This window comes from Pseudomonas helleri (genome assembly GCF_045830615.1).
Lineage (GTDB): Bacteria > Pseudomonadota > Gammaproteobacteria > Pseudomonadales > Pseudomonadaceae > Aquipseudomonas > Aquipseudomonas helleri.
In genome coordinates this window covers 4,711,742-4,738,210 of record NZ_CP174501.1, presented here as the reverse complement: position 1 = coordinate 4,738,210, position 26,469 = coordinate 4,711,742, and the positions used below count along the sequence as shown (strand labels likewise).

At 56.7% G+C, this 26,469-nt stretch carries 26 protein-coding genes, 1 other RNA gene and 3 pseudogenes; 12 read left to right on the top strand and 18 right to left on the bottom strand.

Going from position 1 to position 26,469, the window contains the following annotated elements:
• The first annotated feature begins 68 nt into the window (after positions 1–68).
• Entirely contained in the window at positions 69–1,679 is a 1,611-nt protein-coding gene (locus ACJJU9_RS21420; protein ID WP_407729470.1) for a hybrid sensor histidine kinase/response regulator, read from the top strand.
• 24 nt (positions 1,680–1,703) lie between these two features.
• Here the strand turns inward: ACJJU9_RS21420 and ACJJU9_RS21415 are convergent, their stop codons facing one another.
• Positions 1,704–1,991 carry a hypothetical protein gene (locus ACJJU9_RS21415; RefSeq protein WP_407729469.1) on the bottom strand — a complete coding sequence of 96 codons (288 nt, stop codon included), beginning with the start codon at positions 1,989–1,991 and terminating at the stop codon, positions 1,704–1,706.
• 377 nt (positions 1,992–2,368) lie between these two features.
• On the opposite strand from ACJJU9_RS21415, the pseudogene ACJJU9_RS21410 reads away from it, so the two are divergent.
• A pseudogene (locus tag ACJJU9_RS21410) lies at positions 2,369–2,651 on the top strand (helix-turn-helix domain-containing protein).
• A 160-nt stretch (positions 2,652–2,811) separates the two neighbouring features.
• Here the strand turns inward: ACJJU9_RS21410 and ACJJU9_RS21405 are convergent.
• Both ACJJU9_RS21405 and ACJJU9_RS21400 read right to left on the bottom strand, forming a co-directional pair.
• Complete coding sequence (locus tag ACJJU9_RS21405; RefSeq protein ID WP_407729468.1) at positions 2,812–3,801, bottom strand: hypothetical protein; 990 nt, start codon at positions 3,799–3,801, stop codon at positions 2,812–2,814.
• 452 nt (positions 3,802–4,253) lie between these two features.
• A pseudogene (locus ACJJU9_RS21400) lies at positions 4,254–4,730 on the bottom strand (site-specific integrase); the annotation flags it as partial.
• Positions 4,731–4,762: 32 nt separating this feature from the next.
• Between ACJJU9_RS21400 and ACJJU9_RS21395 the strand changes: the two are divergent.
• Both ACJJU9_RS21395 and ACJJU9_RS21390 read left to right on the top strand, forming a co-directional pair.
• The gene (locus ACJJU9_RS21395; RefSeq protein WP_407729467.1) at positions 4,763–4,912 is read left to right on the top strand and encodes a hypothetical protein; all 150 of its coding nucleotides are present in this window, start codon (positions 4,763–4,765) and stop codon (positions 4,910–4,912) included.
• Entirely contained in the window at positions 4,909–5,733 is an 825-nt protein-coding gene (locus tag ACJJU9_RS21390; RefSeq protein ID WP_407729466.1) for an ORF6N domain-containing protein, read from the top strand. Before ACJJU9_RS21395 ends, ACJJU9_RS21390 begins: the two co-directional genes overlap by 4 nt.
• Here the strand turns inward: ACJJU9_RS21390 and ACJJU9_RS21385 are convergent.
• Complete coding sequence (locus ACJJU9_RS21385) at positions 5,700–5,981, bottom strand: hypothetical protein (protein WP_407729465.1); 282 nt, start codon at positions 5,979–5,981, stop codon at positions 5,700–5,702. The genes ACJJU9_RS21390 and ACJJU9_RS21385 overlap by 34 nt on opposite strands.
• 166 nt (positions 5,982–6,147) lie before the next feature.
• Here ACJJU9_RS21385 and ACJJU9_RS21380 point away from each other — a divergent pair, with 166 nt between their 5' ends.
• Together ACJJU9_RS21380 and ACJJU9_RS21375 are read left to right on the top strand one after the other, a co-directional pair.
• Positions 6,148–6,411 carry a hypothetical protein gene (locus tag ACJJU9_RS21380; RefSeq protein ID WP_407731021.1) on the top strand — a complete coding sequence of 88 codons (264 nt, stop codon included), beginning with the start codon at positions 6,148–6,150 and terminating at the stop codon, positions 6,409–6,411.
• Positions 6,412–6,525: 114 nt separating this feature from the next.
• Positions 6,526–6,801, top strand: a complete 276-nt coding sequence (locus ACJJU9_RS21375; RefSeq protein WP_407729464.1) for a hypothetical protein — start codon at positions 6,526–6,528, stop codon at positions 6,799–6,801.
• 241 nt (positions 6,802–7,042) lie between these two features.
• Here the strand turns inward: ACJJU9_RS21375 and tnpC are convergent.
• The 6 genes and pseudogenes from tnpC to ACJJU9_RS21345 form a co-directional block, all read right to left on the bottom strand.
• Positions 7,043–8,569: pseudogene (tnpC, locus tag ACJJU9_RS21370) on the bottom strand (IS66 family transposase).
• A gap of 81 nt (positions 8,570–8,650) precedes the next feature.
• Complete coding sequence (gene tnpB, locus ACJJU9_RS21365; protein WP_407729463.1) at positions 8,651–8,986, bottom strand: IS66 family insertion sequence element accessory protein TnpB; 336 nt, start codon at positions 8,984–8,986, stop codon at positions 8,651–8,653.
• A gap of 613 nt (positions 8,987–9,599) precedes the next feature.
• Complete coding sequence (locus ACJJU9_RS21360; RefSeq protein WP_407729462.1) at positions 9,600–10,085, bottom strand: hypothetical protein; 486 nt, start codon at positions 10,083–10,085, stop codon at positions 9,600–9,602.
• Complete coding sequence (locus tag ACJJU9_RS21355; RefSeq protein ID WP_407729461.1) at positions 10,082–10,567, bottom strand: ImmA/IrrE family metallo-endopeptidase; 486 nt, start codon at positions 10,565–10,567, stop codon at positions 10,082–10,084. Before ACJJU9_RS21355 ends, ACJJU9_RS21360 begins: the two co-directional genes overlap by 4 nt.
• A gap of 281 nt (positions 10,568–10,848) precedes the next feature.
• Positions 10,849–11,240, bottom strand: a transfer-messenger RNA (tmRNA) gene (ssrA, locus tag ACJJU9_RS21350).
• 72 nt (positions 11,241–11,312) lie between these two features.
• Positions 11,313–11,591: a hypothetical protein gene (locus ACJJU9_RS21345; protein WP_407729460.1), complete on the bottom strand. Its 279-nt coding sequence runs from the start codon at positions 11,589–11,591 to the stop codon at positions 11,313–11,315.
• Between the two features lie 490 nt (positions 11,592–12,081).
• Between ACJJU9_RS21345 and ACJJU9_RS21340 the strand changes: the two genes are divergently transcribed.
• Positions 12,082–12,432 (top strand): DUF6124 family protein, encoded by a 351-nt coding sequence (locus ACJJU9_RS21340; protein WP_048373219.1) that lies wholly within the window; start codon positions 12,082–12,084, stop codon positions 12,430–12,432.
• Positions 12,433–12,570: 138 nt separating this feature from the next.
• On the opposite strand, the gene ACJJU9_RS21335 is transcribed toward ACJJU9_RS21340, so the two are convergent.
• From ACJJU9_RS21335 to ACJJU9_RS21315, 5 genes are all read right to left on the bottom strand, one after another.
• Positions 12,571–15,381 (bottom strand): FAD-binding and (Fe-S)-binding domain-containing protein, encoded by a 2,811-nt coding sequence (locus ACJJU9_RS21335; RefSeq protein ID WP_407729459.1) that lies wholly within the window; start codon positions 15,379–15,381, stop codon positions 12,571–12,573.
• Positions 15,378–16,049 carry a lactate utilization protein C gene (locus ACJJU9_RS21330; protein ID WP_153327467.1) on the bottom strand — a complete coding sequence of 224 codons (672 nt, stop codon included), beginning with the start codon at positions 16,047–16,049 and terminating at the stop codon, positions 15,378–15,380. The genes ACJJU9_RS21335 and ACJJU9_RS21330 overlap by 4 nt, the downstream gene beginning before the upstream one ends.
• Positions 16,046–17,497 (bottom strand): LutB/LldF family L-lactate oxidation iron-sulfur protein, encoded by a 1,452-nt coding sequence (locus ACJJU9_RS21325; RefSeq protein WP_407729458.1) that lies wholly within the window; start codon positions 17,495–17,497, stop codon positions 16,046–16,048. The genes ACJJU9_RS21330 and ACJJU9_RS21325 overlap by 4 nt, the downstream gene beginning before the upstream one ends.
• Entirely contained in the window at positions 17,494–18,318 is an 825-nt protein-coding gene (locus ACJJU9_RS21320) for a (Fe-S)-binding protein (RefSeq protein ID WP_407729457.1), read from the bottom strand. The genes ACJJU9_RS21325 and ACJJU9_RS21320 overlap by 4 nt, the downstream gene beginning before the upstream one ends.
• 144 nt (positions 18,319–18,462) lie before the next feature.
• Entirely contained in the window at positions 18,463–20,157 is a 1,695-nt protein-coding gene (locus ACJJU9_RS21315; protein ID WP_407729456.1) for a lactate permease LctP family transporter, read from the bottom strand.
• Between the two features lie 260 nt (positions 20,158–20,417).
• On the opposite strand from ACJJU9_RS21315, the gene ACJJU9_RS21310 reads away from it, so the two are divergent.
• A complete protein-coding gene (locus ACJJU9_RS21310; RefSeq protein ID WP_048373231.1) occupies positions 20,418–21,185 on the top strand; it encodes a GntR family transcriptional regulator in 768 nt (255 codons plus the stop codon).
• 89 nt (positions 21,186–21,274) lie between these two features.
• Here the strand turns inward: ACJJU9_RS21310 and smpB are convergent, their stop codons facing one another.
• Entirely contained in the window at positions 21,275–21,757 is a 483-nt protein-coding gene (smpB, locus tag ACJJU9_RS21305) for an SsrA-binding protein SmpB (RefSeq protein ID WP_048373233.1), read from the bottom strand.
• A gap of 233 nt (positions 21,758–21,990) precedes the next feature.
• On the opposite strand from smpB, the gene ACJJU9_RS21300 reads away from it, so the two are divergent.
• Positions 21,991–22,425: a type II toxin-antitoxin system RatA family toxin gene (locus ACJJU9_RS21300; protein WP_048373235.1), complete on the top strand. Its 435-nt coding sequence runs from the start codon at positions 21,991–21,993 to the stop codon at positions 22,423–22,425.
• On the top strand, positions 22,418–22,735 hold the full coding sequence (locus tag ACJJU9_RS21295) for an RnfH family protein (protein ID WP_153372986.1): 318 nt from the start codon (positions 22,418–22,420) through the stop codon (positions 22,733–22,735). Before ACJJU9_RS21300 ends, ACJJU9_RS21295 begins: the two co-directional genes overlap by 8 nt.
• A gap of 59 nt (positions 22,736–22,794) precedes the next feature.
• On the opposite strand, the gene ACJJU9_RS21290 is transcribed toward ACJJU9_RS21295, so the two are convergent.
• Positions 22,795–23,328, bottom strand: a complete 534-nt coding sequence (locus tag ACJJU9_RS21290; RefSeq protein WP_048373239.1) for an outer membrane protein assembly factor BamE — start codon at positions 23,326–23,328, stop codon at positions 22,795–22,797.
• 98 nt (positions 23,329–23,426) lie between these two features.
• Here ACJJU9_RS21290 and fur point away from each other — a divergent pair, with 98 nt between their 5' ends.
• Positions 23,427–23,840 (top strand): ferric iron uptake transcriptional regulator, encoded by a 414-nt coding sequence (fur, locus tag ACJJU9_RS21285; RefSeq protein WP_048373240.1) that lies wholly within the window; start codon positions 23,427–23,429, stop codon positions 23,838–23,840.
• Positions 23,841–23,936: 96 nt separating this feature from the next.
• Here the strand turns inward: fur and recN are convergent, their stop codons facing one another.
• A complete protein-coding gene (gene recN, locus ACJJU9_RS21280; protein ID WP_048385675.1) occupies positions 23,937–25,619 on the bottom strand; it encodes a DNA repair protein RecN in 1,683 nt (560 codons plus the stop codon).
• Between the two features lie 253 nt (positions 25,620–25,872).
• Between recN and grpE the strand changes: the two genes are divergently transcribed.
• The gene (gene grpE, locus ACJJU9_RS21275) at positions 25,873–26,439 is read left to right on the top strand and encodes a nucleotide exchange factor GrpE (protein ID WP_048373243.1); all 567 of its coding nucleotides are present in this window, start codon (positions 25,873–25,875) and stop codon (positions 26,437–26,439) included.
• The last annotated feature ends 30 nt before the right edge of the window (positions 26,440–26,469 follow it).

Below are 26,469 nucleotides of genomic sequence, written 5' to 3'. Positions count from 1 at the left end.
CATCGAGCCTGTTGATAACCCGTAGGGCCCATCACGGCCTGCCAGATGCTCAGTTCAGGATGCTCTGTATGACGTTTCAGAAGAACACCGAACTCGACCAGGCCAACTTGCGCATCATTGTGACCCTCTGCGCCATTGGCTACATCAGCGTGCTGGGCTTTCTGCCGGGGCACCAGGTAGAACGTTATGTCCCTGTCATCCTTTATTACGTGCTGTTCCTGCTGGCGTCCATTGGCTTTCGTTACGCCATTTCTCATTGGCCCGGGCATTACCCTGTGCGCCGAATTTTGGGGATGATTCACGACTACACCGGGACCTCGTTCGGGTTGATCGTCGGCGCAGAAGCGGCGTTGCCCCTCTACGCGGTGATGGTCTGGGTCAACCTGGGCAACGGCATGCGCTATGGTTCGCGCTACCTGGCCATTGCCACGGCGCTGGCGCTGCTGGCGTTAATGATCGTCTACTGGCTGACACCCTGGTGGCAGACGCAACCGTTTATGGTGCTGATGCTGATGATCACCAGCACGGTGATTCCGCTGTATGCACACCTCTTGCTGGAGCGTACGCGCAAAGCGTCTGAAGAAGCCGTAGCCGCCAACCTGGAAAAATCCCGCTTTCTGGCCCAGGCCAGCCATGACCTGCGCCAGCCCATCCATTCCATCGGACTTTTTACCGCGTGCTTGCGCGAAGCCCGCCTGGGGGATGACGAGCAACGCCTCGTGGACAGCATCGACCGCTCGCTCCTCAACGTTTCGCAACTCTTTCGCTCGATACTCGACCTCTACACCCTGGACAACGGCCGCGTACTACCGACCTTTCAGCCCTTGCACCTGGGGGAGTTTTTGGCCGACGTGGTGCGGCAAAACGCCGAAGCTGCGCGTTGGGCAGGTGTTGAATTGCGCCTGCGGCCTTGCCCGCATTGGGTTCGGGCCGACCCTGTGCTGCTCACAACCATGGTGCAAAACATACTGTCCAATTGCTTCAAATACGGTGCCCAGCGCCCGGTACTGATCGGCGTGCGCAAACGCGACCAAGGGCTTGCGATCGAGGTTCATGACCAGGGGCGGGGGATTGATAAAGAGCACCTGCTAAAAGTTTTCGACGAGTTTTATCGCGTGCGCCATCAGCGCGACAAAGACGTTGAAGGCGTTGGCCTGGGCCTTTCCATCGTCAAGCGCCTGGGCCAGTTGATGGGCCTTGAGGTTGCTATCCGCTCGCGGGTCGGCCACGGCACGTCAGTCTGCTTGTATGATTTAACGCCGACAGTGCCGCCGCCCACCCTTGCCCCTCAAGAAGGCGAGCACAAAGCCTGGCTGCTCACAGGCTTGAAAGTCTGCCTGATCGAAGATGATCACAACGTATTAATGGCCACCCGCGCACTGCTGGAGCGCTGGGGCTGCACAGTGCAAGCTGAATTGACCGGGCAAAACCTGAGCAGCGACTGCGACGTCATCATCGCCGACTATGACCTGGGCAACCACGCAACCGGCATCGAGTGCATCAACACCTTGCGCCAACAACGCGGCTGGGCGGTGCCCGCGTTGATACTCAGCGGGCACGACACCGATAAAATCCAGACACAGCTACGAGAAAACGATATCGCCATCCTTTCCAAACCCGTGCGCCCGACAGAATTACGCACAACATTGCGAGAACTCGCGCGCAAACAAGCGGGTTAACCAGCCGTTAGCGCGAGTGCGAGCTTACTGCTTATTGCACTGCGCGCCTGCCCCCATGCCCATGGACGCGAGAGCCACCATCGGGCCGCTGGGCAACTCACACGTATATTCCCCGCCAGCGGTTTTAACGCTGAAGTAAGTGGTATTGAAATCGTTGCGGATGTTCGAAATATCCGTAACCGGCTTACCAATACTGGTTTGAGCGCGACTCTTAAGATCACCCTCCGCAGGCTTGACCACTTGGCACCCGGACATGCCGATAGCCAACGTGCTGAATAGAGTAAGAACCGTCATTGAGTGAAAAAGCTTCATGGCAACCTCTGGGGAGTACTGATTGTTTTTTGATGGGGTTTTGGATTGGCGGGGCTTTATGAGGCGCACTGAACATCGCAGGGGCAGGCCCTGTTTTAGCTACTGGCTAACCGTTCAAGGTTTAAACGCCGCGCCCGCCGTGGGTGTTTTTTTGGGATTGAGTTGGGGTGGAGGTTGGGAGTATTGGGGGTGGGTGAGGGGAGGGCAATTAGGGCGGATGGGCTAGTGGCTGTTGGCTATGGGGAGGATGTGTTGGGTGAGCGGGAATGTGGTGTTGTGTTAATACGGCTTACGTATATTTTTGGCTACGTATACGGTCATTGAAACCGAAATCCTGCCGACAGCCTTTCCGAATCAGTTGAAAGAGGGGATGAGTAATGGATCATGAAATGGAAAATTTTCAGAAAGACTTGTTGGCTTCTGTTCGCCAAATGAAAGCTGGTAAGGCGGCGCGCGCAACTGAGGTGACACTTTCGGTCGCCGCTGAGGCGAGAGCTAAAGTCGGATTATCTCAAAGTGCATTTGCGCAGTTTCTCGGGGTCAGCCTGCGTACGTTGCAGGATTGGGAGCAAGGTCGTCGCAGACCTGCGGGGACGGCACAGACGCTGCTAAGGGTTGCAAGTCAGCATCGAAGCGTTGTGGGATCTGCAGGCTATCTGATGCTGAGGTGTGAAGGCCTTTAATTCAGTGAATTTTAGACACAAAAAAAGACGCCCTAAGGCGTCTTTTTTTCGGATTTGGTGGGCCGGGGGGGATTTGAAACCCCGTCTAACTCCCGTGTTACGGGGCTTTCAGCGGCTAGGCTGTCATATTGCTGCCATTAGGCGTCGTGGAAGATATCCTGAGCTTTTCCGGTCGCTACGTAGTCGGCTAGGCCTTGGAGCCGACGATAATATGCTAAGACGATTTTGATAGCTGACAACGGATCTAAGCTGGCGAGATCAAGAATATGTGAGGCGCTATTGTCTAGGCCAAATGCCTCACAAGTATTCTCCAGCAATTCGACAAGTTCGACGATGTCTTGATCTGAAAGCGTAATATCAGTGTCCGATTTACTAAGCCAGCCCAGGTTTTGAAGATATCCGTATGCTCTCTTGTAGGCTTCGCGAGCCGAGCTTTCATCATCGTTGATGCCGTTCACAAGCTCTCTGATTGAATCAGCAACGTCACCATTCATGTAGAACTTTATTTCACCTGGAGACGCGTAATCAATTTTCCGGATTGCGGCTCTGTCTTCATTTGGAATGTTTCTATATAGCTCCTTAAAGAAGTTAACAGAGCTAAATCCGCCTCTCCATGGATGCTTGTGAAACACCGCGTTTATTTTATTGGTAGCTGCTTGGCCCGTCGCACCAAGAAGTGCAAATCCGAGTGAATAGCAATCCTGTACCAAGTCTGAGAACCGTCTTAAATCACTGATTTCCCACTGTCCATCAATATCTACTACTTTGAAGTCGCTATTCAAGCTTTCTTCGGCGTGCCCTGGGATAAACATCCCAGGCTCTGGTAATGCATCAGGCGGAAGTACTGCCGAGCTTTTTGTTTTGAATTCTTCTCCAATACTTCCCCACACCTCTCCGAGCTCATACTTGCCTTTGTGAAGTTTGGTGACGGCATAGTGCACATCAATTTTTTCTGAATACAACTGTTTGAGATGTTCAGTTTTTATTCTGGAAAAATAAAATTTGAATGCGGTTTCGCCATCGTCATAGTTTACGCCTAAATATTTGTCTCCATTTTTTGCCTTAGCGAGCGCAATCAATGGAACATCATAGCTAAGCAATATTTTTTCAACCGTTAGCTTAGCCATTGAGAGCCTCCACTTTTCCAGTGATTGCTGTGGGGTCGACCGATTTGTATGGCCACCAATTCACGTGCGTGGGCTGGTCTTTGTGCCATACACCGTAGTCGTTACTGCACGTCACCTCAACGGCATGAGTAAACTTCATTTTTACCATTCTCGGACTTTTCGCCGCAGCTCGACACGCTGCCAGAGAAGTCATCAGCGAAACAGATCTGGCTGAACACTCATCAGGATATTTGTGTGTTGAAGAGCGTTTGCGCTGTGAGTCGAAATCGCTGGCGGTATGGTTGCCCGCTCTTAAGAGCCGCCAAAGCGTAGGTTCGCTCGGCGCAGTTACCTTGGCTGGTGGGCAGCTGTCAGGGAGTGGTTCAAGGAAATCAAATCCATTTGTTAACATAAAACAGTTCCGGTGATGGCGTTGTGCTTGGCGCGCATTCTCAGTGACGACACGGAAAGCGTCAAAGTAATAGTTTTGATGCGTCAATATCTCCTTGATGTAGAACAGTTTTTATATCACCTTGCTGTAGAAACGCGAGTTCTGCTCTTTGACCAGCATCTACATCCGCTGCGGGCATCCAGCGACCATACACTCTGGCAATCATAGTCCAGTCGGTATGACCCATCTGCTTCGCCACCCACATCGGGTGCTCGCCAGCGGACAGTATCATTGATGCGTAGGTGTGGCGGGTCTGATATGGCCGCCGATAACGAACACCGGCCTTTTTCATCGCAGGCACCCACATCGTTTTCCGAATCGGACCATCTCCCGCCCAGCGATCAAGCGTGCGCGGATTCTGGAAGACTTCAGCATCAGCCAGGAACGTGTGCGCCTTCTGTGTTTTCAAAGCCTCCAGCGCAGGTCTGAGCAGCTTCACGCTGCGGCGCCCGGCGGCGGTCTTCGTTGTCTCCACCTTTCCCTTCCAGGCTGTCGCCATATTGGACAAGCAAGAAGCTGGTTGAGGCTGCGGTGAAGAATGCCAAAAAAGGGGATTGGCTTGAAATTGGGCGCGCGCAGGGCTTCATCTCGGCGCTTTTTAACGTAGATCTGATCAGTAATGAGTTCTACATGGAGCAATTCGGCAAGCTTCGCGCACTGAGCAATGAGGGCGCGAAATGATCTCAATTACTATCCATAACACCCAACTACCCGTCGTCGAGTATCGCGGTCAGCGTGTTGTCACGCTTGCCATGATCGATCAGGTGCATGAGCGCCCAGAGGGAACCGCCGGGCGGAATCTCCGAGAACATCGCGAGCGCTTCGTTTTGGGTCGAGATTATTTCGAGCTCACTGCCGACGAAATTCGTCGTCAGTCAATGGGTGAGGTTTTTCTTCCTCGCACCCCAAAGGGGATTCTGCTCACTGAGCGCGGTTACATGCTGTTGACCAAGCCATTCAATGATGACTTGGCTTGGGAAGTTCAGTCACGCCTCGTCGACGAGTACTTCTCACCGTCCAAGCCACCATTACTACCGCAGGATCTGCCCGGAGCCCTGCGCCTTGCCGCTGAACTGGCCGAGGAAAAGGCCTTCCTGGCACTCGAAAACCAGCAGCAGGCCAAGAAGATCGAGGCGTTGGAGCACTTGTTCATGCCCGGCGAGACAGTTCCTCAGTTCGCCAAGCGCCTGAACGGCGTTAACTCCCAACTGGTTCTCGGTTATCTACTTGAGCTGAAGTGGATCTACAACTCCGAAAGCAATTCCGATCACTCCCCCAAGTACCGCGTGTATTCCATGGCGCGCGATAAGCACTGGCTCACCGAAAAACCTTTCAAGGTAAGCGGAGAGGGCATGGCCGGGTTTATTCGCTATGCCCCTGTGATGCTTGAAGAGGGCACCAAGAAGCTGTTCGACCTGTATATGGCCGAGAAGCTGCCCATGAAAAAGACCTGGGACGGTCAGTTCTTTTACGAAAAGTTCAATCCGGAGAAGCCCCAGTGACTATCCCCCCCCCTAAGTCGGTACAGACCGAAAGCATTGATCAGGCCTTCTTCGAAAAATTCGGTGATGCCGCGCTTATGCTGAAGTGCTTCGAGTGCGTCAAGAATGCCGTCGAGGCCATCGATGGTGGCTCTGTGATTGAGCAGCGAGACGATACCCACGTGGAGCTCATCGAGGCGTATTGGGCGCTCAAGGTTCTGTTCGAGCGCAAGACCGGCGGCGATGCAGAGAAGGTCTCCGATGAGCACTGGGAAATTGCCAGTCGCTGCTTGTTGGCGGGAGAGGAAGTACCGGATATGCACATCCCTATTGTCGGCTCGGGGGTGCTACGCGGCGAGACAGCCGCTTCTGTAAAGCCTGCTGCATCAATCATTGATCAGGAGTTGGGCTGTGAACTACAAAAGCACCTGCAAAATATTCCAAAAATTATTCCCGGCCTGCTTTCTGCTGATACTGGCCGGATGCGGCACCCGCGAGCCCGAAGTGCGCACTGTGCGTGTCGAAGTGCCGGTACTGGTCCCATGCAAGACGAAAGTGGTCGCGGTGCCGCCTTGGGCAGCAGCAGGGTTGCTGAAAGCTGATTCGCTCGAGGTGAAGGTAAGGGCGCTGCTCGCCGAGCGCCGTCAGCGAATTGGGTATGAGCGGGAGCTGGTTGCAGCGGTTGGTGCGTGTCAGTAGGGATTGTGTTTGGTCGGCAGAACGGCGTGAGGGGGACGGGCTAGGTGCGTAGCTTCTTGCTTTTACAATTGGGGATGGGTTGAATGCGCTATTTCCAGCTACGAGCCGTTGATAATGATTGTTAAAAAGTTTGAAAGCCCTACGAAAAGATTGGGATTTGTAGTTTTTTGTTTGTCTGCGGCGTTTTGCATAATTGCCTTCTTGGTAACCTACCACTCGTATTATGGTGTTGGTCTAAATCGGCTTGGATTTTTGGTTTTCGATAGATCTACCGATTGGCAGCAGACTGTATTTCGCATTGGCCTAGCTGGTGTAGCCATTGGTGCGGCACTAGCATGGGATTTTTTATCTGCCGCCAAGCGTATCTATAAATGGGTTAAGAAAGGCTAGGACTGCCGGCCGGTGAAAACTGGGTACAATCATGCTTTTTTGTATTCTTGAGTGATTATATCGGCCCACTCCTGCATCATGCTCCGGCCATGCTCCGGCCATGCTCCGGCCATGCTCCGGCCATGCTCCGGCCATGCCCCGGCGCTGCTCCAAGTAGTTGGCGTGGTTCATGCGGTCCGTATAGCCCAACTTGACACAGCGTACGCTCAACGTAAGCGTCGGCCCAACACACCTTGCGTGATTAAACGGACACCCACCTGTGCGGCAACAGCTCGATAATCTCACTCACCCGCTGCGTCGGCAGGCGAGTAAGAACATCCTTCAAATAAGCATACGGATCATGCCCGTTGAGCCGCGCCGACTGGATCAAACTCATGATCGCCGCCGCACGTTTACCGCTGCGTAACGAGCCCGCGAACAGCCAGTTCGAGCGGCCAAGAGCCCACGGGCGGATTTGGTTTTCAACCCAATTGTTGTCGATGGGCACAGCGCCGTCATCTAGATAGCGCGTCAGCGCTATCCAGCGTTTGAGGCTGTAATCCAAGGCCTTGGCGATGGCCGATCCCTCAGGCACAAGCTGCCTCTGGGCAATCATCCAGGTATGAAGTGCGTCGGCGATTGGCGCTGCTTTTTCCTGCCGTATTCGCTGCCGATCACCCGGTTCCAGCTCGCGGACTTCTCGTTCAACTTCATACAAGGCCGCGATGTAGTGCAGCGCTTTTTCGGCGACCTGGCTCTTGTTGGTCGCGTGTAAGTCGAAGAACTTGCGGCGGGCATGGGCCATACAGCCGATCTCCGTAACGCCCAGTTCAAAGCCTGCCTTGTAGCCAGCAAAGTCATCGCAGACCAGCTTGCCGTTCCAACTGCCGAGGAAGGCTCGGGCATGTTCGCCAGCGCGGCTCGGGCTGAAGTCGTAAACCACCGCCGCCAGATCGGAGAACTGACTGGTGGCATAGGCCCAGACATAAGCGCGATGAGTTTTTTTCGCGCCAGGCGTCAGCATTTGTACCGGTGTCTCGTCGGCGTGGACGACGCCGTGCGTCAGCACGGCTTCGTGCAGCGCATCGACTAGTGGCTGGAGTTGCACGCCACAGTTGCCCACCCACTGCGCCAAGGTCGAACGGGCGATGGGCAGCCCGGCGCGACCGAAGATTTTTTCCTGACGATACAGCGGTAAATGATCAGCAAACTTGGCCACCATGACATGGGCCAGCAAGCCTGCGGTCGGTATGCCTTTGTCGATGACGTGCGCCGGTACCGGCGCCTAGATCAGTGTTTCACACTGCTCGCAGACCCACTTTCCACGGATGTGGCGCTCCACAGTGAAGGCGCCCGGTGTGTAGTCGAGTTTTTCACTGGCATCTTCGCCGATACGCTTGAGGGCGCAGCCGCATTGGCAGTGGCTGTCTTGCGGTTCGTGGTGAATCAGCGTGCGAGGGAACTGTGCTGGCAGCACAGCACGCTTGGGCTGCTGACGCATTTTGGCTTCGACAGGCACCAGTTGCAGTGCTTCAAGCTCCGCTTCGATGGCGGCGATATCGGTGTCGATCAAGTCGTCGAGCAAGCTGGCTTGATCCGGACTTAGCTGCTCGCTGCGCTTGGCAAACTTGAAGCGTTTGAGCAGCGCAATCTCGTGGGCCAGCTTCTCGTTGACGGACTTGTGATGGGCAATTTGCTTGTCCATTGTCTCGACGCGCTGGATCAACTGCGCCGCCAAGGCACACAGTTCTTCAGGGTTTAATTGATCGAGATTCGGATGCGAAGTCATGCCGCCGATTTTGCCAGAGAGGGCACATGCCTGCGACAGACTGATGGGCCAATTGCGCTGGCAAGCGCGCCATGGCAGGTGTTAAAGCATCGAGATGATTCCGCCTGCACCGACGCGCTGCCAAGGTAAACCGAGCACCAGGGCCTGAAGTTGCTCGGCATCCAACTCAACTTCGGAGCCGTGTCGTACACCCGGCCATAAGAAGCGTCCTTGATTCAAGCGCCGGGCGGCAAGCCAAACCCCCACATCGTCATGCACCAACACTTTCATGCGATTGGCGCGACGGTTGGCGAACAGGTAAGCACAGTGCGGCTTCGCCGCACCGAACACCGCGACAACTCGCGCCAGCGCGGTTTCAGTGCCGGCCCGCATGTCCATGGGCTCGGTGGCAAGCCAGATGGAGTCGATGCGAATCATCGCAGCAGGTCTCGCAAGAAAGCGGAGCATGCCGCTACATTTTCTGCCGGCCAGCTCACCACGACTACGCCTTTTGAATGAGGCACTTCGATTCGAATCGTGGCAGGAAGAACTTGAGGTGCCGCTGTCGACGACAATGCCTTGACCGGAACAAAGGCCGTTTGCAGTGCCAGGTTTTTCTGAACATGCACCCGAATCCATTTATGGACGAGGTTGGCATTGAGGTTGTGGGTCAAGGTGACATTGGCAATCGAGGTATCAGCCTGTGCACACTCGGCAATGACCTAAGCCTTGAAGGACTTGGAATAGGAACGGCGTTCTTGTGGCATGGGCGTCCGCTTAAAAAGGCTAAAAATGGTGTCCACTTAATTTAGGTGGACACCATCGCTTCATACGACGGCGTCAGGAAGGTGTGTTGGCCGGACGGTTACCGCTCAACAAGTTATTGGCATTACCGACGCCAGCGACCAAGGATTGATCGCGCTGGCGGCGTGCTAGGCATATGTGCAGGAATTAATAGATGTGAACTGAAAAAGCCCCAGACGTCACGAAGGCCGGGGCTTTTAGATTTGACGGCAGATTTTGCTTCAGAATAAACGGGTCCTCGAGGGCCCTAGCGCTTAAACCAAGTCTTCAAACTCTCAACAAATTCTCCGACCGGGAGGTCCGATAATTTAAGCCCGTCTGGAGTTTGTTTGCCGCCTGATCCAAACACGCTTTTCATTAAGATAATCGAGACTGCGGAAACAGAGACTATCAAAGAGACTCCCAACCCTAACACATGCCAGTCCATCGTTTTTACGACGGTCACTGGAGCTGAGTGAAGACGTACTGCCTCGCTGAAAAGTGAAATGACTGAATTCATCAACATCGTCAGAATAGACATTAGCCATATCAAAACACCGCCTGCTGAAAAAATGACAAGTCCCTCTTTCAGGTGCTGAATTGAAGCTACTGCAGTGAGCCAATTTTTGTCATCTGGTTTATGCTCACCCCCTACCGCTGTGTTCGGAGGCTTTTCTCCTGGAGGATTGCCTTGCTCTTTAATGTACTGATCAACATCCTTTTCAGCAGCAGTACTGCTTTCGTCCTTGCTCACCAAGCCATAACTCCTAGATTTCTAATTCTATAGCCCATTGCGTCGACAGAAACCATAAAGTCATACGCTAGATCTTGCGTGCTTGGGTTATTTTTTGCAGCCATCCTAACCACGGACTCCGGCATTAATAGCTGCGCAGCAAACTCATTCGCTTGGCGCTCCATTGGGCGCTCGTTGTAGGCGTCATAGCTCCGCTTAGGATCTCTATGCGCGCGCTCACCAGGCTGGATATGGCCCAAAAGTATGTGGCCAAGCTCATGAGCAATCGTAAAGCGCTGACGCGTTATCGCCTCCCTAGGGTTATATCGAATAACCGGGCGACCTTTAGAGTCAAAATAGCAATCGCCGCTCGCACCGACCTCATCCAATTCCTCCTCGGCGAATACGGCAATTCCGTACTGATTCGCAATATGGATGGGGTCGACAGGTAGGTAGCCATTCCAGTACTGGTTGAGAGCGTTGCTGGCTAGATATGTAGACATTGAACCCTCCCTTTCCTGTGGATAAATCTGTGCATTAATTGTGGATGAAGAATCCAGCGGGCGCCAATTATGCAAATCATTAGCCCTAATTACAACGCCAGCCGATGGCCTGCCGCTAAAATTTAACTGGTTTTATGTACAGTATAAATGGATGGGCATCATGGATGCAGGCGATATGAAAAGGCTGTCATTAAGCTGGCATTACCGAGCCAAAACCACCCATTCAGGCACAAAAAAGGCACTCGCATTAATTGCTAAGTGCCTGATTTGTATGGATCATTTGGTGGAGCCGGGGGGATTTGAACCCCCGTCCGCCAGTACTCCGCTGTCGGTACTACATGCTTAGCCGTTTCTATTAAGTTAACCCTCAGCGACCCGAAGGGCAGGGTGCTTTGGGCGAGTTGTGTAAGTTTTAGCCGCTTCGTCCACAACGTACTGCACGGCGATCCTGTTCTATATGACAATCACTTCAGGTTTACAGGCATCCCCTAGTGATTGCTGGACCCGAAGGTACCAGGAGGATGGCTAAGGCAGCTTACGCTGCGAGAGCTTGACCCTCGTAGGTTTCGTCATTGGCAACTATAAGTAGTTGCAACAGTGGATTTACGAGTTCTGTTACCAACTCGGCATGCACCTAGAGTTTCGCAACCGGCGTCGAATCCTAAACGGCCCCGATGCTTGCTGGCCGTAACCAGCAAGCTGCGCAGTCTACGCCAATTCGGCGCAGAAGGCCAACCTCATGGGCTTACTTACCATCACCGCCTTTAATAAGGTTTTGCAGTCTCTGCAAGGTTTGGCTGGTGGTCGCGATGCAATCTTCCGTTTTGCCAGCCGCTTGCTCGGCTTTTGCTTTTTCAACCTGTGCGTCGATGTCGCCTTTGGTGTTTTCGCTGGTGGCAATAAGGGTCGCTCGGGCATCGGCGATTTTTATCAGGTTGATCTGGCAGAGGTCATCTGCCGCAAACACCGGAGAGGCCAACATTGCAGCGGATACAAACAGACCAGCCAATGCGGTACGTTTCATAGGGTCAAGCTCCTTGTGCACAGTTAGGCCCGGTGGCTCCGGGCTCGGTTATAGGCCCCAATCGTTAGGGCTCAAGCCAATTGACTATAGCCACGCTCAGGAGTTCTGCCTGCGTTTGGCCAGTATTTGATGAATTTTTTTGTGCACAAAAAGGGGGCGTTTTCAGGCGGTTCGTAGGCCCGATCCCTTTCCTTCTTATGAAACTTCCTAGACACTCTCGTTCGCTTGCGCCTGTCCAGTTCGGGGCATAGTCTCGGCCCATCGCTGCACATCAGCGGTCGGGTTTAGTAGCCCGGTTTAAATTGACGGCGCAAGGCGCCACCTCCGCGAGGCGTTTTTTTTGGCCTGCGTTTTATGGTGGCCGTGCGCAGGGCGCCCATGTGGCGCGCCGGTTTCCGTCATTACCGGTCTACTAACCTGCGCATGGCTGCCACCCATTCGTTTAGTAGCGACAGGTGACAGCTCCTTAAATAATGATGGAGTTGTACCGATGAAAAAGATTGTCCCCGATCCACCTGCCTTACCCTCACAAGAGGCTGTTCAGTGCGATGCACTGTCGTTAGACCGCGCGGCCACCGAGCGCGCCCTCAATTACTACCTGCACGACCATAAGCCTCCACGGCACGTGGATCAGGCCACGTATGCCATACCCGACAACGTCAATGTAGAAGCGGCTTTGGCCCAAGCGTCAGACTTGTTGCGCTGCGCGGGTGCTTCGGCGTGTGAGGCGGGGAATGGTTTGAGCGGGCATGCGCGCAGTTTGGTGTTGTCGAGCATGCATTTGGTAGAGTTGGCCAAGGCGTATGTGGATAAGTCGCTGGATGGGTTGACGACGCACTAGAGCAGCACGCGCCTGAGTGCAAGCAGGCGCGTTTTCAGGTTTAAAGATTAACGTCAAAAGATCGCGAGGCAAGCTCGCTCCTACAGCCTAAGTTGCTGCCGAGACATATCGCAGCCTGCGGCAGCTCCTACGTGGGGTTCAAAGATTACGAGCGGTGCTGACGCGGTCTACCAGGTAGACGAGGCCGTGGTAGTCGATGCCGCCATGTTGGCTCAGGCCGATTTCACACGTGCGGCTGGTCGATATTCCTTCGCTGCAATGCTGCACGGCGTCTTTTAAGGTGCGCAGTGAGTGGGCGTTCAGCTCGGGGGTGGTAAAGCCTTTGTCGCCGGCAAAGCCGCAGCAATGTATCCCCTCCGGTATCACCACCTCGGTGCTGCACAGCCGTGCGATGTCGATCAGCGCCTGGCTTTCGCCCAGGTGCTGGGTGCTGCAGGTGACATGCACGGCGATGGGGGCGGTTTGTGGGGTGAAGTTCAACTTATCCACAAGGTGGGTGCGGATGAAGCGCACCGGGTCGTAGAGGTCGAGGCGTGTTTCGCCCAGGTCCTGGACCAGGCGCAGGGTGCACGGGCTGGTGTCGCAGTAAATGGGGTCGACCCCGCCACGGCTGGCGTGCAGCAAGGCGCCGATGAGTTCCTGGCGTTTGTGTTCGGCCTGTTCGTTGTAGCCCTTGGAGGCAAACGGCTGGCCACAGCACAGGCTGTCCATGTTCTCGGGGAAGACCACTTGGTAACCGGCTTTTTCCAGCAGGCTGCGGGTTTTATCGAGCAGCGACGTTTGCTCTTTGTCGCCCGCCGCCGGGCCCATGACGCGGGACACGCAGGCCGCCAAATACACCACCCGCGGGCGGGCATCTTTAACCGGCGGGCTGAAGCGTATTGCTCGCTCGGGTTGCGGCATGGCGTTGGTCCACAGCGGCACGCGGCCTTTGCTGGCTTTGGTCAGCGCTGCCGAGATTTTGCCCAGGCGCGGCGCACCTAGCAGAATGCGTGCGCCATTGGCCACGTGCAGGGTGAAGCGCGCACCCTGTAGCGTGGTTGCAAAGTGATTGCCCAGCAGGTCGGCGGCTTTGAGGTGGTTGGCGCTGCGCGCGCGCAGTTTTTTCACCAGTTCGCCGGTGTTGATGCCCACCGGGCAACGCTGGGCGCACAAACCGGTAGCGGCGCAGGTGTCGATGCCTTGGTAGGCGTAGGCTTTTTCCAGCTCGCGGGTGTCGACTCCGGCGCGCTTTTTGGCCTGAATGTCTCGCCAGATCACAATCCGTTGCCGTGGGCTGAGGGTCAGGCCTTTAGAGGGACACACCGGCTCACAAAAACCGCACTCGATGCACTTATCCACAATCTCGTCGGCGGCCGGCATCGGCTTGAGGTTTTTGAGGTGGATGTGCGGGTCTTCGCTGAGCACCACGTCGGGGTTGAGGATGCCTTGCGGGTCGAGCAAACGCTTGAGTGCCCACATTAATTGGTAGGCGTCGCTGCCCCATTCCAGCTCAACAAACGGCGCCATGTTGCGCCCGGTGCCGTGTTCGGCCTTGAGCGAGCCGCCGAACTCCACGGCGATCAGTTGCGCCACGTCGTCCATAAACGCTTGGTAACGGGCGACTTCTTCGGGGTTGTTAAAGCCCTGGGTGAACACAAAGTGCAGGTTACCTTCCAGGGCGTGGCCGAACAGGATCGCTTCGTCGTAGTGGTGTTTGTCGAACAGCTCGATCAGGCGGTTGACGCCGATGGCCAGTTGCTCGACCGGGAAGGTCACGTCTTCGATGATCACCGTGGTGCCGGTTTTGCGCACCGCGCCGACGGCCGGGAAGGTGTCTTTGCGAATCGCCCAGAGTTTGGCGTTTTCGCCGGGGTTTTCCGTGAAGTCGACTTGTTTCTCGACCGCAAAGTCGGCCAGCGACGCCATGATCTGCGCCAGTTGCTCGTGCAGCAAGCTTTGGCTGGCCGCGCGGGACTCGATCAGCAGGGCGCAGGCATTGGCCGACAGTTCTTTAACGAACGCGGGCATGCCGGGTTTGTCTTGTACCGAGCGCAGGCTGCGGCGGTCGAGCAGCTCCACGGCTGACACGGGCTGGCTTTTCAGCACGGTGACCGCGTTGCAGCAGGTCTCGACGTCGGGGAAAACGATCAGCGCCGAGGCTTTGTTGGGGTGGTCGATGACCGTGTCGTAGGTCACCGAGCTGATAAAGCCCAGGGTGCCTTCGCTGCCGACCAGCAAGTGGCTGAGGATATCCAGCGGGTCATCGAAGTCGACCAGGGCGTTGAGTGACAGGCCCGTGGTGTTTTTCAGACGGTATTTGTGGCGGATTTTTGCAGCCAACTCAGCGTTGGCGCGGGTCTCGCGGGCCAATGTCGCCAGTTGGTCGAGCAGGGCGCCGTGGCTTTGACGAAAGGCGGCGATGTTGGCCGCGTCTTCGGTGTCTACCCGGGTGCCGTCTGCCAGTACCACGCGGATACCGGCCAGGGTGTGGTAGGTGTTTTGCGCAGTGCCGCAGCACATGCCGCTGGCGTTGTTGGCGACGATGCCGCCGATTTTGCAGGCGTTGATCGAGGCCGGGTCGGGGCCGATCTTGCGCCCGAACGGGGCCAGCCAGGCGTTGGCTTGCGCGCCGATGACCCCCGGTTGCAGGCGGATTTGCGCGCCTTGCTGGCGAATGACTTTGCCGTTCCAGTTGTCGCCGAGCACGATCAGCACTGAATCGCTGATGGCCTGGCCTGACAGGCTGGTGCCCGCAGCGCGGAAGGTGACGGGCACCTGGTCGCGGCGGGCGAGGTTGAGCAGTTCAACCACTTCGTCTTCAGATTCGACGCGGATCACCAGTTGCGGGATCAGCCGGTAAAAGCTCGCGTCGGTGCCGAAAGCCAGGGTCGAAAGCGTGTCGGTGAAACGGCGGTCGTCGGGGATCAACCGCTCGGCATCACGGGTAAACGTCGCAGGCAGGCTCATGCGTCCTCCAGAATTAATACCACCAGGTCTTTCGGGCCGTGGGCGCCGTAGGCCAGCACTTGTTCGATGTCAGCGGTTTTTGACGGGCCAGACACCAACAATGCGTTAGTCGGCATGCCCGCGGTCCAGTTCATTTCACGTTGCACTGAATAAAAGTTGTCGCGGATTTGGCTGGCTTTGAGCAACGCAAAATGCACCGGCGGTACCAGGCTCATCAGGCGCGGTTCTTCTGGCGTTGGCCAGAGGATCAAGCTGCCGGTGGCGGCAATCGCGCCCAAGGTGGTGGTGAAGCTGGCCGGGGTGTCATTGAACAGCTCGGCTTTCCATTCTTCCACGGGGCGGTCGTAGGCTTTGAGTGGGGGCAGCGCAGGGTTTTGTGCCCAATGCGCCGTCACTTTCTGCCCGTGCGCTGTGGTTGGGGCGATTAACAGGCTCGGCAATTGGCGGTCGCAGACTAATTGCGCCAGCAGGGCGGGCCAGTCGTGTGCAGTGGTGAGGTGGATTTCGGTGTGCACGGCTTCCATCAACTTACGCAGTTGCGGGATGCGTTGCTCCGGGGTGTAGGTCCACGGTTCTGTCACCAATGCTTCGTCGAAGTTGTCAGGCACGGGTGTGGTGCCTGTCAGGCTTTTACGCAGTTTGTTGAGGATGTTTTGCTTGGCGCTCATCGTGAGGCTCCCGACTTTTTCGCCATGTGTTCGCGGGCCATGTCATGCAGCGAGCGGGCGGCAGGTGTGGGGGCGCTGTGGTTTTGAGTCCACGGGCCTACGTTGTTTGGCGTTAGCCCGCGCAGCCGGGTGGCGGCTTTGACGAACACGCGGTAGAGCGCGGGCGAGCTGTTGAGCTTGGCCCACAGGTTCCACATGAGGCGCTCTTTGCGTGAGTACTTACTGCCTTGACCGCGCATGATGCGTGGTACGGCATCGGGCGATTTAACGTTCTCTTCGCGTAGGCGACGCAACAAAGCCGGGATCGGAATTTTTACCGGGCACACTTCGCCACAGGCGCCGCACAACGACGAAGCGCTGGGGTGATCCGGGACTTTGCCCAGGCCGACCATGTGCGGGGTGATGATTGCGCCAATGGGGCCGGGGTACACCTCGCCGTAGGCATGACCGCCGATGCGGGTGTATACCGGGCAGTGGTTCATGCAGGCACCGCAGCGAATGCAGTTGAGGGTTTGGCGCAGTTCGCTGTCAGCAAACGCTTGGCTGCGACCGTTGTCGAGCAGCACCAGGTGGACTTCTTCGGGGCCGTCGAGTTCGCCGGGTTTGCGTGGGCCGGAGATCATGTTGACGTAGGTGGTGATCGGCTGGCCGAGGGCCGAGCGGGTCAGCAATGACACCAGCGGTACAACGTCACGCAGGTTTTCGACCACTTTCTCGATGCCGGTGACGGCAATGTGTACCGGCGGCACGGTGGTCGACATACGCCCGTTGCCTTCATTTTCGACCAGCAGCAGGGTGCCGGTTTCGGCCACGGCGAAGTTGACGCCGGAGACGCCGATGTCGGCTTCGAAAAACTTTTGGCGCAGCACGCGACGACCGATCTGGATCAGTTGGTCGACGTCTTTGGTGTATTCAACGCCGAGCTTGTTGTGGAACAGGTCGGCCACTTGCCCGGCGTTCTTGTGGATCGCGGGCATGATGATGTGGGACGGCTTCTCGTTATCGAGTTGAACAATGTACTCGCCCATGTCGGACTCAAGGCATTCGATGCCTTGTGCGCCGAGCACGTGGTTCATTTCCATCTCTTCGCTGACCATCGACTTGCCTTTGATGACTTGCCTGGCGGCACGACGGCGGGCAATCGAGAGCACGATGTCATTGGCCTGCTCGACGGTTTCGGCCCAGTGCACCTGCACACCGTTGCGGGTCAGGTTAGCTTCGAGGCGTTCCAGCAGGTCAGGCAGTTTGGACAGGGCGCGAGCGCGGACGGCATTGCCCAGCGCACGCAAATGCTCGCGTTCGTGGGCATCGCTGAAGGACACCGCGCGTTTGGTCATCAGCGAGTCCATGGCGTTGCGAAAGTTATTTCGCAATTGTTTGTCGGCCAATGCCTCGTGGGCGCGCTCGCGGAAGTCTTCTATAACAACCGCAGGAATCAACGCGCTCATTGTGCACCTCCGGTGCGTTGCCACAGGAAGCTGGCCAGATGCTGACCGCGCAGGGCTTTTTGCTGTTTTTCGAGGGAGCCGTTGATGTTCATCAGGCAGCCGCAGTCGGCGGTCAGCACTTGGTGTGCGCCGGTTTCAATAAGGGCGCGGGTCTTGTCGGCGACCATGGCCCCGGAAATATCGGGCAGGCGTACGCTGAATGTCCCACCAAAGCCGCAGCATTCGCTTTCATGGCTGTGGTCGATGCGCTCGACGTTGCCCAGTTGCGCGAGCATTTCGCGGCCGTGCAGGTGGGTGTTCATTTCGCGGCGGGCAGAGCAGGAGGTGTGCAGCGCGACTTTGATCGGGGCGCCGCTGTCCTTGAACTTCACTTTGCACACGAACAGCAAGAACTCGGTGAGTTCAAAGGTGCGTTCGGCCAGGGCGTGGACCTTTTTCAAGGTGTCTGGCTCGTCTTTGAACAGGTCTTCGTAGTGTTCGCGCAGCATGCCGGCGCAGGAGCCGGAGGGCACGACCACGGGGTAATCTTCGGCAAACAGCGCCAATTGTGCGCGGGCCACTTCGCGGGCCTGGTCGGTATAACCCGAGGTGTAGGCCGGTTGCCCGCAGCAGCTTTGGCCTTGCGGGTAGTCCACGTCGATGCCTTCGCGTTCGATCAGGTGGATCGCGTCCATCCCGGCTTCGGGGAAGAACAGGTCGACGACGCAGGTGCCGAACAGGTAGACCTTGCGGGGTTTGTGCGCAGGGTAATGGCGCGGGGTCGGAAGGGGTGGGGCGACACGGGTCGCGTTGGGCACGGCGTTGTAAAAAAGCTCGCTCATCAGGCGTCTCCGGGTGGTCCCGGTTATAGATCCACGGTAGCGGCTGAAAACCCTCTTCAGCCGCGAGGCAGACCGGGTAATAAAGTGTGGGCGCCGGGGACGTGCCCCGGCGCTTTTAACGTGGTGTAACCATAGCCCTGTTGCTTAATGCACCAGCATGCCGGTGAACCAATACGCTTGGGCGAGCGTGATCAGGCCAACGATGGTGGCGAAGAACAGGCTGTGCTTGAGGGTGAAGCGGAACAGGTCGGACTCTTTGCCTACCAGGCCGGTTGCCGCACAGGCGACGGCGATGGATTGTGGCGAGATCATTTTGCCGGTTACGCCACCGCTGGTGTTGGCGGCCACCATGAGGGTGTCGCTGACGCCGATCTGGTGCGCGGTGGTGGCTTGCAACGAGCTGAACAGGGCGTTCGACGAGGTGTCGGAGCCGGTCAGGAACACGCCCAGCCAGCCGAGGAACGGCGAGAAGAACGGGAACGCGGCGCCTGTACCGGCCAATACCAGGGCCATGGTGGAGGACATGCCCGAGTAGTTGGTCACGAAGGCAAAGGCCAGCACCATGCCGATGGACAGGATCGGCCAGCGCAGCTCGTAGAGGGTCTCTTTGAAAGTGGTCAGACCGGTTTTGAGGTCGATTTTCAGGATCAGCATCGAGATCAGTGCCGAGAAGAAAATCGCAGTGCCGGTGGCTGAAATCGGGTCCAGTTTGAACACGGCGGCAATGGCGGTTGGCGCGTTGACGATCGGTGCGGTTTTGATCACCAGTTGATCAAGGTGCGGGATCGCAAAGTTGAACACCCAGCCGTACATCGAGCCGCCTGGTGAGAACAGGGCCTTGAAGGGTTTGAGGGTCCAGATGGTGACCAGTACGGTCAGGATCAGGAACGGTGACCAGGCTTTGAGGATTTGCATCAGGCTGTAAGGCGAAACCATCAAGTTGTTTGGTTTGCCGAAGCCGCCTGCGCTGGCGGTAACAACAACGTCAGAGCTCACGCCCGGAATCTGCGCGCCGGCGGTGCGTTTTGGCTGCCAGATTTTCAGGAACAGGGTCAGGCTGATCAGGCTGGCCAGTGCCGAGGTGATGTCCGGCAGTTCTGGGCCAATGTAGTTGGAGGTGAAGTACTGGGTGACGGCGAAGCTCAAGCCGGCCACCAGTGCTGCCGGCCAGGTTTCACGCACGCCGCGCAGGCCGTCCATCATGAAGACCAGCCAGAATGGTACGAACAGCGACAGCAGCGGCAGTTGGCGACCGGCCATGGCGCCGATCTTGAACGCGTCGATGCCCGTTACCTGGCCTGCCACGATGATCGGGATGCCGAGGGCGCCGAAGGCCACCGGGGCGGTGTTGGCGATCAGGCACAGGCCAGCGGCGTACAGCGGGTTAAAGCCCAGGCCTACGAGCAGGGCGGCGGTAATCGCTACCGGAGCACCGAAACCGGCTGCGCCTTCGAGGAACGCACCGAAGCAGAAGCCGATCAGCAGCACTTGCAGACGCTGGTCATCGGTAATCGACAGGACGGAGCTGCGGATGATTTCGAACTGGCCGCTTTTAACGGTCAGTTTGTAGAGGAACACCGCGGCAACGATGATCCAGGCAATCGGCCAGAGGCCATAAGCAAATCCATACCCTGCGGCGGCAATCGCCATGTCGACCGGCATCTGGAAGGCGAAGATCGCCACCAGAATCGACAAGGCAAGGGTAATGCTGCCAGCCACGTGCCCTTTGAGACGGAACACAGCCAAGGCCAGGAAGAAAAACACAATCGGGATAACGGCCGCGAGTGCGGACAAGCCGAGGCTGCCGAGCGGGCTGTAAAGCTGTTGCCAGGTTTGCATATGGGGTGGCCCCTAATTGTTATTGGTCGATGCTGCTGACTGCATTTGGGTAATTGGTAATACCAATTTACAATCGCTGTGGGCTAGGTTAAAAGCCTTGTATGGCGTGTGTCAATTTGCCGCTACTTAATCTTTAGTCGCGCTGTTCGTTGTCAGGGCAACTGATGGGATAAAAGGCGGTTTTTCTGATAGGTGTTTGGCGAGCGCCAATCGGCGAGAATAGAGGGCCCGGCGCGTGGTCGGGTGCGTGGAGAGCAGTTATGGGGTTTGGTCAAATCCGTCAGCGCCGTTTGTCGGACGATATTGTCGAGCAGCTTGAGGGCATGATCCTTGAGGGCACGTTGAAGGCCGGTGAGCGCTTACCGGCCGAGCGTGCGCTGGCGGAGCAGTTTGGGGTGTCGCGCCCGTCGTTGCGTGAAGCGATTCAAAAGTTGGTGGCCAAAGGCTTGCTGATCAGCCGCCAGGGCGGTGGCAACTATGTGGCGACGTCGCTGGGCTCGACTTTCAGTGACCCGTTGCTGCAATTGCTCGAAAGCAACCCGGAGGCGCAGCGCGATTTGCTGGAGTTTCGCCATACCCTGGAGGCGTCTTGCGCGTATTACGCAGCATTGCGTGCGACCGAGATGGACCGTGAGCGGCTGCGGTTTGCCTTTGAACGGTTGCAGGATTGCTATACGCGGGTAGACGAGGTGAGCCGGGCCGAGGAAGGGGAGGCCGATGCCAACTTTCACCTGGCGATTGCCGAGGCGAGCCACAACGCGGTGTTGTTGCACACGATTCGCGGGTTATTCGATTTGCTCAAGCGCAACGTGGTGACCAACATTGGCGGCATGTACAAGCAGCGCAGCGAAACGCGCGACATGCTGATTGATCAGCACCGCGAGTTGTATCTGGCGATTGTTGAAGGTCGGGCTGAGGATGCGCGGGGCGTTGCGAGCCGCCATCTCATGTACGTGCAGGAAGTGTTGGAGGAGGTACGTCAGGAAGTTCAGCGCGTGGCGCGGGCAGAGCGACGTAATGGGTTGTGAATGACCTGTAGGAGCGAGCTTGCCTCGCGATCTTTTAATCATCAAAAGATCGCGAGGCAAGCTCGCTCCTACACGTACAAGGCCTGGACTTAGTCGTCCTTGCCCTTGTTGCGCACCGCGCGTTGCAGCTCGCGATCAGAGTCGCGCTCACGCTCGGTATGGCGCTTGTCGTATTCCTTCTTACCTTTACCCAGGGCAATTTCGCACTTGATCAAGTGCTTGCTCCAGTAAAGCGAAAGGCAGACGCACGCGTAACCCTTTTGCTGCACAGCGGCGGCCAGCTTTTCAAGCTCGCGCTTGTTAAGCAGCAGTTTGCGGCTGCGCACCGGGTCGGCGATAACGTGCGTGCTGGCGGTCGTCAGCGGCGAGATATGGCTGCCGAGCAACCAGGCTTCACCGTCTTTGAGGAGCACGTAGCTGTCGACCAGCTGTGCCTTGCCTGCACGCAGACTTTTTACTTCCCAGCCGGCCAGGACCAGACCAGCCTCGAACCGATGTTCGATGAAGTAATCGTGTCGCGCTTTTTTATTCTGCGCGATGGTCCCTGTGGGGTGCTTCTTCTGTTTAGCCATAGGGGCGGCATTATAGGCAGTTGCGAGCAAGTCGGCTACGGTCAACCTGTGTGCTTGAGCACGTAGTTTGATTCCCGGACAATACACGCTCATTTTTGAGTGCTTGGGCGTAATTTTCTTACCTCGCGTATCATGCTGCCCTTGTTCGTCCTGATTGTTTTCTTGATGCGCTTATGCGGCGCCACTTGGCACCCCGAGGGTATTTGCCGCCCAGCTGTGGAATTAACGCTGACATGACTACCCATATCCAACGTTCCGCCTTGCTACCGTATCCGGCGCAGGCTTTGTATGACCTGGTTAACGACGTGGCGCGTTATCCGGAGTTTTTGCCGTGGTGTTCATCGGCCGAGATTATCGAAAGCACCGAGTCGCTGATGCGCGCCAGTCTGGGCGTGGCCAAAGGCGGCTTGAGCCAGCACTTTGTAACGCGCAACACGTTGACGCCGGGGCAGTCGATTGAGATGAACCTGGAAGAAGGCCCGTTCACCAAGCTGCACGGTCTCTGGGTGTTCAAGCCGTTGGGCGAGAAGGCCTGCAAAATTAGCCTGGACATGACCTTTGATTACGCCGGGGCAATCGTAAAGGCGACCTTGGGGCCCCTGTTTAATCAGGCGGCCAATACCTTGGTCGACGCGTTTTGCCAGCGCGCCAAGCAGCTGTATGGCTGAGTCTGTGATAGCGATTGAAGTGGTTTACGCGGCGGTAGAGCGTCAGCAATTGTTGGCGTTGACGGTGCCTGAGGGCACAACGTTGCGCGCGGCGGTGCTGGCGTCAGGGATTGGCCGGGCGTTTCCTGAGCTGGACCTGGAGCATTGCCCTGTGGGGATCTTTGGCAAGCAGGTCATGGACCCGCAGGTGCGCGTGGTGCAGGCCGGTGAGCGAATCGAGATTTACCGGCCGCTGTTGGCTGACCCCAAAGAGATCCGCCGTCAGCGTGCTGCCAAAGCGGCCGAGGCCAAGCGATTGAGCGGGTTGTAAGTCGATTTTTTAGCAGACAACAAAAAGCCCGGCATGCCGGGCTTTTTTGCAACGCGCGATTATTGGTCGCGGGTGTCCAGCGGTGTAGGCGTCGGGACGGGTACTGTTTTAACGCCGTCGACGTCTTTCTGGATTTGATCAAGCAACGAGCCCGGCTTGGCCGGCACTTCGCTCTTCTCGGCAGGTTCTGGTGCCGGATCCGTTGGTGAGATCACCTCGGTCGACCCTTCTTTGCCCAGAATCGCTTCGTCGCGGCTCACGCCCGGCTTGAAATCGCCTGACAGGCTGACGAGCTGATCGTTCTGGTTGAAGAACACACTGATGCGTTCTTGTTGGCGTTCACCGCCGCCGGGCTGCAGGCTATACAAATAATCCCAGCGATCAGGGTGGAATGTATCGGTCAGCAGGGCGTTACCCATAATAAACTTCACTTGCCGACGGGTCATTCCCGGGCGCAACTGGTTTATCATGTCCTGCGTGACGACATTGCCCTGTTGGATGTCGATTTTGTAAACCCCGGGGAATGAACAACCGGCGAGTGCGAGCAGTCCCACAAAGGTGAAACTGGTTAGCAAGAGCTTGGTGTTTTGCATCGGTGGGCGACTTCCACTATCTTGGCTGGGACAACGTAAACGCCGATCATACCCGTATTAAGAGAAGCTGCGAAGCCGCTTCCGCGAGAAAGCTAACCATGGTTGAAAATAGCGAACTACGTAAGGCCGGACTTAAGGTGACTCTGCCACGAGTCAAAATTCTACAAATGCTGGACTCTGCTGATCAGCGTCACATGAGCGCCGAGGATGTTTACAAGGCACTGATGAACGCGGGCGAGGACGTCGGTCTGGCCACGGTTTACCGTGTATTGACCCAGTTTGAGTCAGCAGGGCTGGTGATCCGCCACAATTTTGATGGTGGTCATGCGGTCTTTGAACTGGCTGATGCCGACGGTGGCCACCACGATCATATGGTCAACGTGGACACCAGTGAAGTGATTGAGTTTTTCGACGAAGAGATCGAAAAGCTGCAGCACGCCATTGCCACTAAACATGGCTTTGAGTTGGTGGATCACAACCTGGTGCTGTACGTACGCAAGTCAGGTAAATAAGCATGTCGCGCGAATTTCGGTTCGCGAAACGATCGAAGGCGACCTCTGAGTCGCCTTCGTGCTATCTGAAATGTAATTTTTTGTGACCGTTCGTCGCTAAGCGGCCAAATTCTTCGCAGTGACGACCATTTTCTTGGCGTGAGCTAACGATTCTTTGGTCAGGTCGATGCCGCCGAGCATGCGCGCCACTTCTTCTACGCGCTCTTTTTTGCTCAATTTGGAGACGGCGGTACGGGTTGTCTCGCTTTCGCGCACCTTGTGCACAAATAGATGTTGATGGCACTGCGCTGCCACTTGCGGCAGGTGAGTGACTGTCAGCACTTGGCCGCGCTCGCCCAAGCGGCGCAATAGCTGGCCCACGATCTCGGCGGTCGGGCCGCCAATGCCCACGTCCACTTCGTCGAATACCAGGGTCGGGACGCGTGAGGTCTGTGCGGTGATGACCTGGATGGCCAGGCTGATACGCGACAGTTCACCGCCCGACGCCACTTTGGCCAGCGCCTTGAGGGGTTGCCCCGGGTTGGCGCTGACCAGCAGCTCTACGTGTTCAAGGCCGTGAGGCATGGGGTCGCTGCTGCTCATTGGACGCAGTTCGATCACAAAGCGCCCGCCTGGCATGCCCAAGCGCTGGATTTCTTCTTCTACCGCGCTGCCCAAGCGGGTGGCGGCATGGCTGCGCAGGTCGCTCAACTCGCGGGCGCACTCTTGATAGTGGCGTGCGTAAGACGCTAGCTCATGGGTCAAGCGTTCGATGTTTTCATCGTTGGCGTTCAGGGTTTCGAGTTCATCGAGCAAGCGCTGTTGCAGTGCGGCGACTTCGGTTGGCTGCACGCGGTGTTTGCGCGCCAGCGAGTAAATGGTGTCGAGCCGTTCTTCGAGGTACTGCAGGCGACCGGGGTCGGCATCAAAGTGATCAATGAAGCGATTGAGTTCGCCCACGGCTTCTTCAACCTGGATTTGCGCGCTGGCCAGCAGGTCGGTGGCTTCGTTCAATGAGCCGGTATTGTTATGAATGCTCGCCAGACGGTTCAGGCTGACGGTCAGGGCGTTGAGCACGTTGCCGGAGTCGTTTTCGCTGCACTGCTCAACAACCTGCCGGCAAATGGTCAGCAAGGTTTCGGCGTTGGTCAGGTTTTTGTGTTCCTGCTCCAGCTCTTCCAGCTCGTGTTCACCGAGCGACAAGGTTTCGAGTTCTTCGATCTGGTAGCTCAGTAGTTGATGGCGTGCGCGCTGTTCATCACCCGAGTTGGACAGGTGTTCCAACTCTTGGCGGGTCTGGCGCCAGCGTTGTGCGGCCAGTTGCACCTGACGGGCAAGGTCGGTGGCACCTGCGTATTCATCGAGCAGGCGGCGGTGGGTGTCGGGCTTGAGCAGCGACTGGTGTTCATGCTGGCTGTGGATGTCGATCAGCAGCTCGCCCAGAGCCTTGAGGTCGCCTTGGGGGCATGGCGTGCCATTGATGTAGCCGCGCGAGCGACCTTCGGCGGTGATGACGCGGCGCAAGATGCACGGGCCATCACACTCAAGGTCGCGCTCGGCCAGCCAGGCACGCGCTTCGGGAATGTCCTGCAGGTCGAAGGTGGCCAGAATGTCGGCTTTTTCAGCGCCGGGGCGAACCACCCCGTTGTCTGCGCGGTCACCTAAGGTCAGGCCCAGTGCATCGAGCATGATCGATTTACCTGCGCCGGTCTCACCAGTGATTACACTCATACCGCGATCCAGCTCTAGATCGAGATGTTCAACGATGGCGTAGTTATGTACGGACAGGTGCACCAGCATGGGAGCGGCTCCAAAACGTAATGTCTGGTTATTTATACAGTGTTTTGTTTCGTGCTGACAATGGCTGTGCTTAGTTCTATTTGCTTGGCATTGAGGCTTTTTTAGGCTGTTTTGTATGGGCGGGTGGGGTGCGCCGAGGCGTTAAAAGGCAATTGTTAGTGCTTTTTGGCTCTTGAACCTGAAAATTGCGACCCCATATACCGAGGCAGAAGCGCGAGTCGAGCTCGCGGACGAAGTTTGAAAGGAGAAATCTATGGCAGACGAACAGACTATGGATACGCAGAACCAAGACGCTAATCAGGCTGCTGATGTTGCAGGCGTAGATCTGGTGGCACGTGTGCAGGAGCTCGAAGAGCAACTGGCGGCAGCTAACGATCAAGCTTTGCGAGTGGCTGCTGATGTGCAGAACGTTCGCCGTCGTGCCGAACAGGACGTTGAAAAAGCACACAAATTTGCATTGGAAAAATTTGCTGGCGACCTGTTGCCGGTGATCGACAGCCTGGAGCGCGGCCTTGAGCTGTCCAGTCCGGATGACGAAAGCATTCGCCCAATGCGTGAAGGGATCGAGCTGACGCTGAAAATGTTCCAGGACACCCTGAAGCGTTATCACCTGGAAGCGATCGATCCGCACGGCGAACCCTTCAATGCCGAGCACCATCAGGCAATGGCCATGCAGGAAAGCGCTGACCTGGAGCCAAACAGTGTGCTCAAGGTGTTTCAAAAAGGGTATCAGCTCAATGGTCGCTTACTGCGCCCGGCTATGGTCGTAGTCAGCAAGGCGCCAGCGCCGGTTTCGCCATCGATTGACGAGCAGGCTTGAAATCGGCCGCAAGGCCCCCATTTAGATGTC

What these genes read in the sequence shown, in the direction of transcription:
- ACJJU9_RS21420 (WP_407729470.1), top strand. Translation starts at nt 69, where the DNA reads ATGACGTTTCAGAAGAACACCGAACTCGACCAGGCCAACTTGCGCATC.
- ACJJU9_RS21415 (WP_407729469.1), bottom strand. Translation starts at nt 1,991, where the DNA reads ATGAAGCTTTTTCACTCAATGACGGTTCTTACTCTATTCAGCACGTTG.
- ACJJU9_RS21405 (WP_407729468.1), bottom strand. Translation starts at nt 3,801, where the DNA reads ATGGCTAAGCTAACGGTTGAAAAAATATTGCTTAGCTATGATGTTCCA.
- ACJJU9_RS21390 (WP_407729466.1), top strand. Translation starts at nt 4,909, where the DNA reads ATGATCTCAATTACTATCCATAACACCCAACTACCCGTCGTCGAGTAT.
- ACJJU9_RS21375 (WP_407729464.1), top strand. Translation starts at nt 6,526, where the DNA reads ATGATTGTTAAAAAGTTTGAAAGCCCTACGAAAAGATTGGGATTTGTA.
- tnpB (WP_407729463.1), bottom strand. Translation starts at nt 8,986, where the DNA reads ATGATTCGCATCGACTCCATCTGGCTTGCCACCGAGCCCATGGACATG.
- ACJJU9_RS21355 (WP_407729461.1), bottom strand. Translation starts at nt 10,567, where the DNA reads ATGTCTACATATCTAGCCAGCAACGCTCTCAACCAGTACTGGAATGGC.
- ACJJU9_RS21345 (WP_407729460.1), bottom strand. Translation starts at nt 11,591, where the DNA reads ATGAAACGTACCGCATTGGCTGGTCTGTTTGTATCCGCTGCAATGTTG.
- ACJJU9_RS21340 (WP_048373219.1), top strand. Translation starts at nt 12,082, where the DNA reads ATGAAAAAGATTGTCCCCGATCCACCTGCCTTACCCTCACAAGAGGCT.
- ACJJU9_RS21335 (WP_407729459.1), bottom strand. Translation starts at nt 15,381, where the DNA reads ATGAGCCTGCCTGCGACGTTTACCCGTGATGCCGAGCGGTTGATCCCC.
- ACJJU9_RS21330 (WP_153327467.1), bottom strand. Translation starts at nt 16,049, where the DNA reads ATGAGCGCCAAGCAAAACATCCTCAACAAACTGCGTAAAAGCCTGACA.
- ACJJU9_RS21325 (WP_407729458.1), bottom strand. Translation starts at nt 17,497, where the DNA reads ATGAGCGCGTTGATTCCTGCGGTTGTTATAGAAGACTTCCGCGAGCGC.
- ACJJU9_RS21320 (WP_407729457.1), bottom strand. Translation starts at nt 18,318, where the DNA reads ATGAGCGAGCTTTTTTACAACGCCGTGCCCAACGCGACCCGTGTCGCC.
- ACJJU9_RS21315 (WP_407729456.1), bottom strand. Translation starts at nt 20,157, where the DNA reads ATGCAAACCTGGCAACAGCTTTACAGCCCGCTCGGCAGCCTCGGCTTG.
- ACJJU9_RS21310 (WP_048373231.1), top strand. Translation starts at nt 20,418, where the DNA reads ATGGGGTTTGGTCAAATCCGTCAGCGCCGTTTGTCGGACGATATTGTC.
- smpB (WP_048373233.1), bottom strand. Translation starts at nt 21,757, where the DNA reads ATGGCTAAACAGAAGAAGCACCCCACAGGGACCATCGCGCAGAATAAA.
- ACJJU9_RS21300 (WP_048373235.1), top strand. Translation starts at nt 21,991, where the DNA reads ATGACTACCCATATCCAACGTTCCGCCTTGCTACCGTATCCGGCGCAG.
- ACJJU9_RS21295 (WP_153372986.1), top strand. Translation starts at nt 22,418, where the DNA reads ATGGCTGAGTCTGTGATAGCGATTGAAGTGGTTTACGCGGCGGTAGAG.
- ACJJU9_RS21290 (WP_048373239.1), bottom strand. Translation starts at nt 23,328, where the DNA reads ATGCAAAACACCAAGCTCTTGCTAACCAGTTTCACCTTTGTGGGACTG.
- fur (WP_048373240.1), top strand. Translation starts at nt 23,427, where the DNA reads ATGGTTGAAAATAGCGAACTACGTAAGGCCGGACTTAAGGTGACTCTG.
- recN (WP_048385675.1), bottom strand. Translation starts at nt 25,619, where the DNA reads ATGCTGGTGCACCTGTCCGTACATAACTACGCCATCGTTGAACATCTC.
- grpE (WP_048373243.1), top strand. Translation starts at nt 25,873, where the DNA reads ATGGCAGACGAACAGACTATGGATACGCAGAACCAAGACGCTAATCAG.